The organism is Martelella sp. AMO21009 (genome assembly GCF_053484295.1).
This window is the reverse complement of record NZ_JBAKFR010000022.1, coordinates 68,238-80,727: the sequence shown is the minus strand read 5'-3', so window position 1 is coordinate 80,727 and position 12,490 is coordinate 68,238. Positions and strand designations below refer to the sequence as shown.

Annotated in this window: 11 protein-coding genes; 8 read left to right on the top strand and 3 right to left on the bottom strand. The window is 59.0% G+C overall.

Going from position 1 to position 12,490, the window contains the following annotated elements:
• The first annotated feature begins 89 nt into the window (after positions 1-89).
• The 8 genes from V6766_RS19340 to V6766_RS19305 all read left to right on the top strand — a co-directional run bounded on the left by V6766_RS19340 (position 90) and on the right by V6766_RS19305 (position 10,512).
• Positions 90-1,691 (top strand): hypothetical protein, encoded by a 1,602-nt coding sequence (locus V6766_RS19340; protein WP_448469227.1) that lies wholly within the window; start codon positions 90-92, stop codon positions 1,689-1,691.
• A gap of 126 nt (positions 1,692-1,817) precedes the next feature.
• On the top strand, positions 1,818-2,375 hold the full coding sequence (locus V6766_RS19335) for a hypothetical protein (protein ID WP_024709694.1): 558 nt from the start codon (positions 1,818-1,820) through the stop codon (positions 2,373-2,375).
• Positions 2,376-2,435: 60 nt separating this feature from the next.
• Positions 2,436-2,696: an antitoxin gene (locus V6766_RS19330; protein WP_024709693.1), complete on the top strand. Its 261-nt coding sequence runs from the start codon at positions 2,436-2,438 to the stop codon at positions 2,694-2,696.
• Positions 2,693-3,097, top strand: coding sequence for a type II toxin-antitoxin system VapC family toxin (locus tag V6766_RS19325; RefSeq protein ID WP_024709692.1), 405 nt, complete (start codon positions 2,693-2,695; stop codon positions 3,095-3,097). The genes V6766_RS19330 and V6766_RS19325 overlap by 4 nt, the downstream gene beginning before the upstream one ends.
• 25 nt (positions 3,098-3,122) lie before the next feature.
• Positions 3,123-3,749, top strand: coding sequence for a hypothetical protein (locus V6766_RS19320; RefSeq protein ID WP_051424147.1), 627 nt, complete (start codon positions 3,123-3,125; stop codon positions 3,747-3,749).
• A gap of 167 nt (positions 3,750-3,916) precedes the next feature.
• Positions 3,917-8,275 carry a strawberry notch family protein gene (locus tag V6766_RS19315; RefSeq protein WP_051424146.1) on the top strand — a complete coding sequence of 1,453 codons (4,359 nt, stop codon included), beginning with the start codon at positions 3,917-3,919 and terminating at the stop codon, positions 8,273-8,275.
• Positions 8,272-9,318 carry a DUF7146 domain-containing protein gene (locus tag V6766_RS19310; RefSeq protein WP_156484763.1) on the top strand — a complete coding sequence of 349 codons (1,047 nt, stop codon included), beginning with the start codon at positions 8,272-8,274 and terminating at the stop codon, positions 9,316-9,318. The genes V6766_RS19315 and V6766_RS19310 overlap by 4 nt, the downstream gene beginning before the upstream one ends.
• A 273-nt stretch (positions 9,319-9,591) precedes the next feature.
• The gene (locus V6766_RS19305) at positions 9,592-10,512 is read left to right on the top strand and encodes a DUF2493 domain-containing protein (protein ID WP_024707754.1); all 921 of its coding nucleotides are present in this window, start codon (positions 9,592-9,594) and stop codon (positions 10,510-10,512) included.
• A gap of 62 nt (positions 10,513-10,574) precedes the next feature.
• Here V6766_RS19305 and V6766_RS19300 read toward each other — a convergent pair whose 3' ends face one another.
• The 3 genes from V6766_RS19300 to V6766_RS19290 all read right to left on the bottom strand — a co-directional run bounded on the left by V6766_RS19300 (position 10,575) and on the right by V6766_RS19290 (position 12,140).
• The gene (locus V6766_RS19300) at positions 10,575-11,036 is read right to left on the bottom strand and encodes a DUF736 domain-containing protein (protein ID WP_244435541.1); all 462 of its coding nucleotides are present in this window, start codon (positions 11,034-11,036) and stop codon (positions 10,575-10,577) included.
• A gap of 190 nt (positions 11,037-11,226) precedes the next feature.
• Positions 11,227-11,559: a hypothetical protein gene (locus V6766_RS19295; RefSeq protein ID WP_152534507.1), complete on the bottom strand. Its 333-nt coding sequence runs from the start codon at positions 11,557-11,559 to the stop codon at positions 11,227-11,229.
• A 71-nt stretch (positions 11,560-11,630) separates the two neighbouring features.
• Positions 11,631-12,140 carry a L,D-transpeptidase gene (locus V6766_RS19290; RefSeq protein WP_448469222.1) on the bottom strand — a complete coding sequence of 170 codons (510 nt, stop codon included), beginning with the start codon at positions 12,138-12,140 and terminating at the stop codon, positions 11,631-11,633.
• Between the last annotated feature and the right edge of the window lie 350 nt (positions 12,141-12,490).

The window sequence follows — 12,490 nt, the reverse complement described above, 5'->3', positions numbered from 1 at the left end:
CCTTAGAATCAGCGTTATCCAGCCAAAAGGACACTTGACGCATAACCTAACCGCTGCACCCCGCCGACCAGTATGAGGCCTTCGCGGCGATGATCGAAAAGGGCTATAAGGCCACCGAAATCGCCAATCAGTTCGGCGTGACCGAAAACCTCGTGCAGCGCCGCCTCAAACTGGCCGAGGTCGATCCGGTTCTTCTCACGGCTTTCCGCAACGACGAGCTCTCCCTGGATGCGCTGACGGCGTTCACGATCTGCAAGGACCGGAGCCGTCAGGTCGAGATCTTCGAGCAGCTCAAGTCTATCTATCACGGCATCAACGCCTATCAGGTTCGCCACCTGGCTACGGAGGACGAAGTGTCGGCGAGCGATAATGTCGCCCAATTTGTCGGCGTCGATGCTTATACGGCCGCCGGTGGAACGGTACGCAGGGATCTGTTTTCCGAAGCGGACGATGTTGTTCTCGAAGATGTTGCATTGTTGCATCGTCTGGCGACCGAGGCATTGAACGCGGAGGCGGAGAAGCTGACGGGAAAGTGGAAATGGGTCGATGTGCATCTCTCGGTCACCTATGACCAATATATGCGCTATGGTCGCGAATACCCCCTCCCCGTCGAGCCGGCCCCTGAGGATCAGGCCAAGCTCGATGCCTTGAACGGCGAGATCGAGCAGATGGAGGAGATCGGCGAGGAGGCCTGGACCGACGAGGTGCAGGCGCGCTGGGATCAACTCCATAACGATCTGGAGGCGCTATCCGCAGACGTGAAGCGGTCGGAATACACCGATGAACAGCGCGCCCGGGCAGGCTGCGTTGTGTCCATCGATCATCGCGGAGCGTTGAGGGTTGAGACCGGTCTGGTGCATCCGGACGACAAGCGGCAGCAGGTTCGCTCTGGCGGCTCTGAAACGATGTCGGCCGAAGAAAAACGCAAGGAGGCTGGCGTGTCGAATTCGCTTTCGGCGGATCTGCGTGCGATCCGGCATCAGAACCTGCAGGCCCACCTTGCCAGCGACTATCAAACTGCCTTCGACGCGATGCTCTATTCGATGATCGTCCGCCTGCCCATCGCCTATGCCGCCGCGCCGATCGATATCTCGATGCGTCAGGCGGAGGTCTTTAAGAGCCGTGAATATCTGGAGGATACGGTCGCGGCTGCCATGCTTGAGGAAATCAAGAACACGCTCGACCTGTCGTGGATCTCGCTCGAGAGTCCGCAGGATTTCATCACGATGTCGGCGCTGCCGATGGAAAAGAAGCAGGCGCTGTTCGCCTGGGCGACGGCGCAGGCTGTTCAGCAGCAATTGGCCAACGACGACCATAGCTCGCCGGTTCTTGAGGAGATCGGCCGCCGTTGCAGCACTGATGTTGCATATTGCTGGCGTCCGGACGCGAAAAACTACTGGTCGCGCGTGCCGAAAAAGCATGCCCTTTCCGTCGCCGCGGAGGTTATCGGTCAGAAATGGGCTGATGAGCGCCGCGACTTCAAGAAGGATGCGCTGGCCGCCTCGATGGAGACAGCTTTCCGGGAGGGGGCTGACGAACGGGTCGGCATCGATCCGGAAACGGCCAAGCGCACCGCGCGCTGGCTGCCCGAGGGCATGGCCTTCGAGAGCTCTGATGAGCAGCCGCAGGGCGAGGTCGAAAACCCGGAACCCGATGTGCTGCCGGCGTTCCTGAAAGCCGCCGCTGAATAGATTCCATCACCACCAGGTCTCCGGGGGACGGTCGCTCTCAAGTTAGAGGGCGGCCGTCTTTTCCGTGAACGGAAAACAAGAGCGAGAAAGTTGTTTTCTCCGCCGTTCGATACGGAGACAAAACCCATGCGAGCTTACAGACCGAAACGAGAAGACTTCATTCCCGAAGGTGCTGACGTGCGTTCCGATCCGGAATCCGATGCCGTCGCCTATCTGTTCGAAAACCGCGGCAGGCTCTGCGCCAAGTTGTTCGTCGGCAAGCGTGCCCGCCCCGACTGGCATTACTGGTTCAAAAGTCCGGAAGCGCGCGAGAAGCGGATCCAAGAGGGCTTCCAGGACCGCCGAAGGATGCTTGCCAGCAGGACGCGCTATCGGCCGTCCAATGCCGGCATCGAGATCGGCCATATCTTCGTTGCATCCTGGGGCTATGATCAGACGAACGTCGATTTCTGGCAGGTCACAAAGGTCATCGGCAAATCCATGGCCGAGGTCCGGCCGATCGGATCGCTCGACGCGTCGAGTGAAAACGAGGCGCCGTTGACCGAGCATGTCGTTCCATATGCCGATCACTTCATCGGTCCTGCCCGGCGCGTCAGAATCTCCAATAGTGGCTTCAGCCCGGAATCCTTCATTCATGCCCGTTTGTGGGATGGAAAGCCGTGCTATGCTTCGCACTACGCTTGAAATCTCAGATCCGGCCTAGTATATGCGTCTGTATATACAACATTTTGACAGGAGGTTATCATGCCCCAGCCCCAAGCGTCCGAAGCACGTGAAGCCAAGTTGTTTCGCAACAACAAGAGTCAGGCGGTTCGTATCCCGGCCGATTTCGAACTTCCGGGCGACCGTGTGCTGATACATCGGGAGGGAAGCCGACTTGTGATCGAACCTGCCCCAAACAAAAATCTTCTGGACATTCTGGCGCGACTGAAGCCGCTCGGCCCTGATGACCAGCTTCCCGACGTCGATGAGACCCTGCTGCCAGCAAGGAAAATCGACCTTTGAGCCGCCTTTACATGCTCGACACGAATATCGTGTCGGATCTCGCGCGTAATCCGGCCGGCGCCGTCGTCGGCCATATCGCTGATGTCGGGCAGGATACGATCTGCGTCAGCATTATCACCGCGGCTGAGCTATGCTATGGCTGCGAACGCAAGGGATCTGCCAAGCTGACAGCCCAGGTCGAGGCCATTCTTGGCGGCATGCAAATACTCGCATTGGGTGCGCCAGCACATGCCCGGTACGGCCGCATCAGAGCAGGCCTCGAAGCAGCCGGTACGCCGATCGGTCCAAATGACCTGCTGATTGCAGCCCATGCCTTGGCTGTCGATGCTGTGCTGGTAACAGCCAATACGCGCGAATTCCTTCGGGTGCCCGGTCTCCAGGTTGAAAACTGGCTGGACTGACAGCCCGTTCTTTGGCGCCGCCTCAATGTTCGAGGGCGGCGCTTTCGCCGTGTATCTGAACAAGGAGCACGGCATGTTTGAACTGCACCGCGAAACAGTCAATGACAAGACACTCCGGATCATTCCCGACCCCGATCCGATGAACCCGCGTGTCGAGTGCGACACGCTGGGCACGATGACCTGCTGGCATCACCGCTATAACCTTGGAGACAAGCACAGCTATCGCAACAATCAGGAGCTGTTCATCGCTCTTGCCGATTATGACGATGAAGCGCCTTTCGATCTGAAAGCGATCGAAAAGCGCGCTCTGCGTAACGCGATCTTCCTGCCGCTCTACCTCTATGATCATAGCGGCCTGACGATGAACACCACTGGTTTTTCCTGCCCGTGGGACAGCGGCCAGGTCGGATACGTTTTCGTCACGATCGACGGCGCCAGGACTGAATTCAGCGCCAAGCGGCTATCCTCAAAAATGCGCGAGCGCGCGCTCGACATTTTGCGGGCGGAAGTGGATGTCTACGATGCCTATCTTCGCGGAGACTTTTGCGGCTTTGAGATTTTGGGCGACGCCGACGATGTTATCGATTCATGCTGGGGGTTTTCAACAATGGCTGACTGCCTGACGGAAGCGCGTAGCGTGCTTGCCGCATAGGCATCGGCCCAGATCGACAAGTCAAAAGCCGTCCGAACAACCGGGCGGCTTTTTCTATGTTGCGGTTTGCCTTCGAAGCCAAAAGCAAGAGGGGGACCGGGAAGGTTTGAACCTTCCCAGGACAGAGAAAGGGGAGGTCTCAACCGTCAACCAAGCCGGAGATCCCCATGACCATCGTCGAAGCCGTTACGACCGGAACCCCCGTCACCGATGATCCTGCCGCCATTTTGAACGCAGCCAGGATCTTGTTGCCGATCCTCGAAAGCGGGACCAGCATCTCGTCATCTGCGTTGCGAGACGCCATGGAGCGAGCATCAGGCGGTTCCGATACGGACGGAACCTGGCTGTGGAAGCACGCCTATGAGGCCGCCGAATGCGCCCAGGTTCTGTTCCTGCAAAAATACGGCGCCACCATGTGCAAGCAGGCGAAGACGCCGCAGCAACTGGTGACGATGTTCGAGACCATCGCCAGCCTGTCGCCGAGCCAGACGAACCGTTCCGATGAATCTCAGGCCCTTCAGCAATTTTCCACTCCCCTGCCCCTGGCGTTCGCCGCCGCGCGTGCGGCGGCGATCACCGCCGCCGACCTTGTTCTCGAACCATCGGCCGGCACGGGACTTTTGGCTGCTTTCGCCGCCATGGCCGGCGCAGACCTACATCTCAACGAGATTTCGCAAACGCGCGCTGCCTTGCTGACTGAGCTGTTCGCCGGATCAGACGTTACCCGCCATGATGCCGGCACAATCCATGACCGGCTCAACCCGTCGGTCGATCCGTCGGTCATTCTCATGAACCCGCCCTTTTCGGCCGCCCCGGGCGTCACTCGCCGTTACAGGGCCGCGACCGCGCATCATTTGCGCTCTGCCCTCGCCCGACTTCGCCCTGGCGGCCGCCTTGTGTTGATTTCCGGCGCTTCCTTTACGGCGCAGTCGCATTCGTGGCGCTCGTTTTTCGACGACCTGCAGCAAGCGGCTTCAGTTGTCTTCACCGCTTCGATTTCGGGCAAAGCCTATGCCCGGCATGGCACGACCGTCGAAACGCGCCTGACCGTGTTCGACAAGGTGCCGCAGTCGGTCGAACCGCTGGAGTTCGCGCGCTGCGAAACCGCGGGCGAGCTGCTGGACATTGTGGTTGAGCACTGCCCTGCCCGGTTGGCAACGACGACTTCCTCGACAACGCCGCATCCTGCTCCGCCCGCAGCTGCCTTGGCACAGATTCGCGCCAAGGCACGCGCGACCGCTAAAACCTCGACAGCGCATCCCCTGGACAACGCCGAGATCTGCGACGTTGCCTATCAGGCCCGCGACGACATGAGCGCGGGCGGTCAGGGCTCGGATGAAATCTATGAGCCCTACGAGGTTCAGACGATCGCGATTGATCACGCCAAGCCGCATCCCGGCGAACTGGTCCAGTCGGCCGCCATGGCGTCCGTACAGGCCCCGCTTCCTTCTTATCGGCCCCGCCTTCCAGCGCAGCTGATAGCCGATGGCGTCTTGTCAGCCCCTCAGCTCGAAACCGTGATCTATGCCGGCGAGGCCCACGAGACGTTTCTGAAAGGCACTTACGATGTGGTCGATGACTTTGCGTCGATCCAGCCCGCAAAGGCCGAAGCCAGCGCCTTTTCTGTCGAAGCGCTGCCGGAGGACGCCTCGAAGACCGTCCTGAAAAGTACACGGTTCCGGCGCGGTTTCTTTCTCGGTGATGGCACCGGTTGCGGTAAGGGTCGACAGGTTGCCGCCGTTATCCTCGACAACTGGCTGAAGGGCCGTCGCAAGGCCCTTTGGATTTCCCGCAGCGACAAGCTGATCGAGGATGCCCGGCGCGATTGGCAGGCGCTCGGTGGCGCGCCCGCCGATATTATCCCGATCTCGAGCTTTCCCCAGGGGCGGCCAATCCCGGAGCAGCCGGGCATTCTGTTCGTGACCTATGCCACGCTGCGCAGCCAGGCCAGGCAGGACAAGAAAAGCCGCCTTGCTCAGATCCTCGACTGGATCGGTCATGACTTCGATGGCGTCATCGCGTTCGATGAGGCCCATGCAATGGCCAATGCCATTAGCGCCAAAGGCGAGCGCGGCGAACGCAAGCCATCGGAGCAGGGTCGCGTCGGGCTTCTCCTGCAGAATGCCGTTCCGAGCGCGCGCGTGCTCTATGTGTCGGCGACCGGAGCCACAACGGTCAGCAATCTGGCCTATGCCTCACGGCTCGGCCTTTGGCAGACCGGCGACTTTCCGTTCAGCACGCGGGCCGATTTCATCGCCTCCATGGAAGACGGCGGGATCGCCGCCATGGAGGTGATTTCACGCGACCTGAAGGCGCTTGGCCTCTATACGGCTCGCCTGCTTTCGTTCAAGGATGTCGAGTATGAGATGCTCGTACATGAGCTGACCGAGGCACAGACCGAGATCTATGACGCCTATGCCAACGCGTATCAGATCATTCACCAGAACCTTGAGAAGGCGCTGGAAGCCGTCGGTATCACGGCGGACGGAGCAACGCTTAATCCGCGCGCCAAAAGCGCCGCGCGATCGGCGTTCGAGGGCAACAAACAGCGGTTCTTCAACCATCTGATCACCGCGATGAAATGCCCTTCGGTGTTGCGGGCGATCCAGGCGGACATCGATGATGGTCATGCGCCCGTCGTCCAGATCGTCTCGACCGGCGAGGCGCTGATGGAGCGCCGTATCGCGGAAATCCCGCCATCGGAGTGGAACGACCTCAATGTAGACGTGACGCCCCGCGAATATGTGCTGGACTATCTCAACAGCTCCTTTCCGACCCAGCTATTCGAAGCCTTCGAGGACGAGAACGGGGAACTGCGCTCCCGCCCGGTTCACGATGCAAACGGCAATCCGGTTGTCAGCCGGGAAGCGCTCGAAGCGCGTGATGAGCTCATCGAGCATCTTGGCGCCTTGCCTCCCGTTCAGTCGGCGCTTGACCAGATCATTTGCCATTTCGGGACCGAACAGGTGGCCGAAATCACCGGCCGCTCGCGCCGGATCGTCAAGACGCGCGACGGGCGCATGAAACTGGAGCGCCGTCCGGCATCGTCGAACTACTCCGAAACCGATGCGTTCATGGGCGACAGCAAGAAAATACTGGCATTCTCGGACGCCGGCGGGACCGGCCGTTCATATCATGCCGATCTTGCAGCGACGAATAGGCGCAAGCGTGTCCATTATCTGCTTGAAGCCGGATGGCGCGCGGATGCGGCCATTCAGGGGCTTGGACGCACGCACAGGACCAATCAGGCGCAACCGCCCTTGTTCCGCCCCTGTGCGACCAATGTGAAAGGCGAGAAGCGGTTCCTGTCCACGATCGCACGTCGCCTCGACAGTCTTGGCGCCATCACCAAAGGTCAGCGCCAGACTGGCGGTCAAAATATGTTCCGACCGGAAGACAATCTGGAGAGCGACTACGCCCGCGCTGCATTGCGCCGGTTCTTCAGCCAGCTCTATGCTGGCAAGATTCCGTCGTGCTCGCTGACGAAGTTCGAGGAGGTGACCGGTCTGGCGCTGACCGATCATGACGGGTCGCTACGCGAAACCCTGCCCCCGATCAGCCAGTTTCTCAATCGCTGCCTGGCGCTCACGATTGCTATGCAGAACACGGTGTTTGAAGCATTCACCCAAATCCTCGACGGGATCGTCGAAGAGGCGATTGAGGCTGGCACCTATGAGGTCGGCCTTGAGACGCTCACGGGTGAACGCTTCATGGTCAAAAAGCGCGTGCCGATCTACGAACACGGTCACAGCAAGACCGACATCCTGACGATCGAGAGGCTGACCCGCAACAAACCGATGACGCTCGACGATGCGCGCCGGTTCATGGAGCGTCAGCCTGACGCCCAAACCTATCTCGACAAGAAGACCGGCGACGCTGCCATTGTTATCCCATCGGCGACCTGGTTCACCGAAGCGGGCGATCCGATCCGGCGTGTGCAGTTGATCCAGCCGATGTTTAAAAAGGCGATGCACCGATCGAGGCTGGCGGATTCCAGCTGGAAGCCCGTCGAGCGCGCTGCGTTCGAAAGGGCATGGGCAACCAAGGTCGAGAGCATCCCGCAATTCGACACATCGACGATCACGATTGTGGCCGGCCTTCTGCTGCCAATCTGGCAGCACCTTCCACAGTCCAACACGCAGGTCTACCGCCTCATTGCCGAGGACGGAGAGCGTGTTCTCGGCCGCATGCTGACCCATATCGATGCGGTCAATCTCGCGGCTCAGCTTGGCGTTTCGGATGCCATCAAGCTTGATCCCGAGGAGGTGCTGCAAGCCCTCCTCATTGGCAATGCCCAATTCACATTGTCCAATAAAATCAAGCTTCGGAGGTCGAAAGTGATGGATCGCCACCGCATCGAGATGCTAGACTTCAAACCGGGGGATGTGAAAGCTTTCAAGGCGCTTGGCTGCTACACGGAGACCATCGCATGGAAGACACGCCTTTTCGTTCCGGACGACGAAAGCGTTCTCGCAAAAGTGCTGGAAGGCACGAAGATCGTCGCAGTCAGGGAGAGGTGGACATGATTTCTGCCTCCCAACTTTCCGATCAGCTCGCTGCGCGAACCGAACAGTTCTGCCGTACCTATCTGCCCGCCGGTCGGCGGGCGGGCAACTATTGGCAGGTGGGGAACAAGTACGGTGACCCCGGTAGATCCATGGCCGTGCGTCTTCAAGACGCCGGCACGCGCAGAGCTGGCAAGTGGGCCGATCGTGCGACCCATGAATATGGTGATCTTCTCGATCTGCTGGAGAGTATCGTCGGGGCAGGCAGTTTTTCCGAAACCTGCAAGGAAGCCCGCCGTTTCCTGAATCTCCCGGAGGTGTCGGCTGATCTTGGGCGAGCCGGGAACGATCAAGAGAAGCCACCCTCCAATTTCGATCAGGTCGAATCCGGCCGAAAGCTCTTCTCCTACGGCAAACTGTTCAAGGATACGCCCGTAGAGCGCTATCTGCGCGGGCGAGATATCAGCCGCTTCGGGCCAGCCCTCAAGTATCATCCCCGCGTTTTCTTCCGCGATGAGGACGGTCAGTCCCGGCAGTTGCCTGCCATGCTGGCGGCCGTGACGGATAATGACGGCGTGGTCATGGCATGTGCGCGGACCTGGCTCGATCTGAAAAACAACTCTGTCGCGCGCATCGCCGAACCCAAGCGGGTTTCGGGCCAGCTCTACGGCAACGCCGTGCGGTTTCACTCAAGCAAGGCGGGCGGTGACATCATCGCCGGAGAAGGCATTGAAACAGTGCTGTCCATCGGCTCGGTGTATCCGGGCGCGGAGCTGGCAGCCTGTCTGACGGCAACGCATCTGTCTCTGTTCGATCCGCCATCGAGCTGCACGCGGCTGTTCATCGGCCGCGACAACGATGATGCCGGCGAACTGGCAAACCGCCAGTTGCGCAGCCGGGCCGAAGAACGAGGCATCGAGGTGGTCGATCTTGTGCCGACGCTCGACGACTTCAACGACGATCTGCGGAAGTTCGGCAGGCAGATCCTGCGGGAAAACCTCAACCGGCAGATCATGGCGGCGATCACCAGGCCGGTACCATGGGCCAGTCTGCGCATGCCATAACGGTTGGCCGGCGTGCGGTCTCGCCTGACAAGTCGTTTTCCGTAGCGGCTTGTATGGCTTTGGCGATGAACCGAAAGCCGACCGCAAAGGCGGCTGGCAGGACAAAGGACAACCCCGCCTCTCAACAAAAGCGGTTTCCACCTTCGGTGGACCCTCCCCTTTTCTTTTCGGTTGGGGTCCAGCGCTTGCGCTCGGCCCTACGGGTGTCAGCCCTGCCCTTTCGGTTCTTTTATCGCCCCATACAAACCGCAAGGAAAACGAGAGGACGAACCGATGAACGCCTACACAACCGAAGTTCAGCAGCCGCAGAGCCCGACCGCGCACCTCCTCCAAGAAATCGCCCTCTTTGGCTACCGCCCGAACGGCGATGAGCACGACTACCGCCCTCTTCCCAACGCAGAGACTGTTGAGATCGGTGTCGCCGGCATATTCGAAAGCCTCGAAACCATGTTCACCAACACCCGGCTGGAAGACGAACTGTCCGAGGTGCTGTGGGCCGTCGCCAATGTGTTTCACCGCCGTCTGACCCGAGCGCAGAAGAAGCTCGATGACAATGAAGCCGAACAGCGAAGCTTGATCGCTGTGCAGGATGGCAGTGAGATCAGCAGCGTCGAACTGGAAAGGAAAGCTGCCGAAGGGGATACGCTGACTGAAATGCGCAATGCCTTCGAGGCGATGCGAGATCTTGCCGCGGATCACTATAGGGTAAGCGTCGGCTGTGAATGGCTACCGCGCACTGGTTCAAAGACCTCGTTCAATGGGCTTACCGCAGCGGTTATCGACAGTCGCGACTATCTCGCCAGGAAGCGCCACGAAGAGAAGGAAATCTATTGCCCGACCGGCACCAAGATCGCGTTCACGGGCGGCGCCGACTATCAGGACCACGAGACCATCTTCCATGCTCTCGACCAGACGCACAAAAAGTACCCGGATATGGTTCTGATCCACGGCGGTTCGCCCAAGGGGGCCGAGCTCATCGCCGCCAAATGGGCAGAACTTCGCAAGGTGGCGCAGGTGGTTTGCAAGCCCGACTGGACCGCGCACCGCAACAAGTCCGCGCCCTTCAAGCGCAACGACAAGATTGTCGAAATGATGCCCAAGGGGATGATCGTCACGCCCGGTAATGGCATCAACCAGAACCTGGCCGACAAGGCACGCAAGGCAGGTATTCCGCTCATGAAGGTCGGCTTCTAGGCCGATCTTCATCCCCTGAAGCAAAGGGCCAACGCCGAAGCGCCGGCCCTGGATTTGGCTGTCTAATCGCGCCAGAAGATCACTGACATGAGCTTGTCATCGATCTCGCCCGGATACTTGCCAAGATTTGCCCGCACAGTGCGTCCCGGCATATGCACCGACATCTGAAAGTACTCCTGACCCTGTTCGTTCTTACGCCGCCAAACTGCCCCGATCTCCACCTCCCGGTCTTTCGGGGTTTTGCCGTAAACGCGATATGCAGGTGAGCCTTCATTGTTGTTGTCAAGTTTGACGCCGCGAATGTCTTCGTCAAACTCAAGCGATGCGATATTGCCTTCGAATGTTTCCCGCGTTGCGTCAAACTGCACGTAGTTCAAGCGCTCCATATTCTTCATTTCTTGCTCCGTCGATTGCGTTGTTTTCAACGGTCCGCCATGGGCAAGGCATCCATTCCTTTTCCCTGGAAAACCAAGTTTTCCGGGGGCAAAGGAGGGAGGGCGCTGCCCGCCCGACGGCTTTTTCATTCACTGTCATGACACATCTGTTGAGGTGGTGCGGCCGCAGGCGAAGCCGAGGCACGGTTCAACAGATGTCATCTGCCTTGCAGATGCTTGGTCATTGACAGCGAAGGGAAAAGATGGCGGCGGACTTCGAGACAAAGCCGCAGCCAATTGGCCGCGACCTTATTGCTGGAAGCACTTTGCGCGCGCTTGTTTAAACCGCGGTCGCCGTATCAGACGTCGTCGCGATGTTTTGAGAAGAAAGAGGCAGGAATGCGACTGTTCGTGGATCATCGGTCAAGTCTGCTTCGAACGGGCCGCCTGGGAGTGACACGCGTAAATGCAGATATTCATTCCCAGTCGCGTCGAAGCGTTTTCCGATGCCGCCGATCGCGACTTTTCGGCCGCGCGGTGAATACCCGAACATCTGGAAGTTATAAGGTCCCGACGGTTCGCCAATGATATGATACAGCGTACCGTTATGATGAATTTCACCCTCAAGGCCAGCTTCATTGGTAAAGCGAAGAAAATTGCGTGCTTGAGGCATGACGACTTCCCGTATTCGATGCAGTTCAAGGTGTACAACTCGCTTTAGTCAAGCGGCTAAATTGCGGAGTGTCAACGAATCCTGAGCATTTGATGCCAGTTTTCACTAAGACTTTCGTCTAGCTCCTGCCGGACAACGACGCGTGTGCCCACGCCGACACGGTCATATAGATCAATGACATCGCTGTTGAGCAGGCGGATGCAGCCACTCGACACTGACTTTCCAATCGAAGACGGGTCATTTGTGCCGTGGATGCGATAGAGCGTGTCGGTGCCATCCTGGTAAAGGTATAGGGCACGAGCGCCTAGCGGATTCGCCTCGCTGCCGGATAGTCCCGCGGCTAACGGTGCGTTCACCTTTGGACGGTCGCGGATCATGGAGCTTGTTGGCGTCCAGGTCGGCCATTCGGCTTTCCTGCCTATGACAGCCTGCCCCGAGAAGTCATGGCCTTCTCGACCGACCGCGACGTTATAGGCCAGTGCCGTGTTGGCCTCCTTGACGAGATAGAGCTTGTGGTTATCCGGCTCTACGACGATTGTTCCGGGCGGTTCTGTTGTCATAAAGCTAATCAGCGAGGGCACCCCGCCCCTTCTCTGCTGGCCCGCATCTTTGGTTACTTCCGTCGAAGGATCTGCGACGCAGCCGAGAAGAAGGAAGGCGATGAATAGGGACGCCAGTGCTCTCGTAATCTGAATTGGTTTTGGCATTTCCAGCTATATCGACTTCATTGAGCAAAACGGGCGGCCATGGTCTTTTCCTGCATGATCCTAATGAGGGTATCATCGACGACGGGAAGTATGAATGCTTCGCCTTCGTTGGCCCAGGCCATGAGGTGGCGAAGACCACGGTAATGCGCGGTCATTGCGGCCGGCCAGACGATATTTGGAAAACCCCTTGAGCTCCCACCCTCAAACTCCTTTCCACGCAGCGC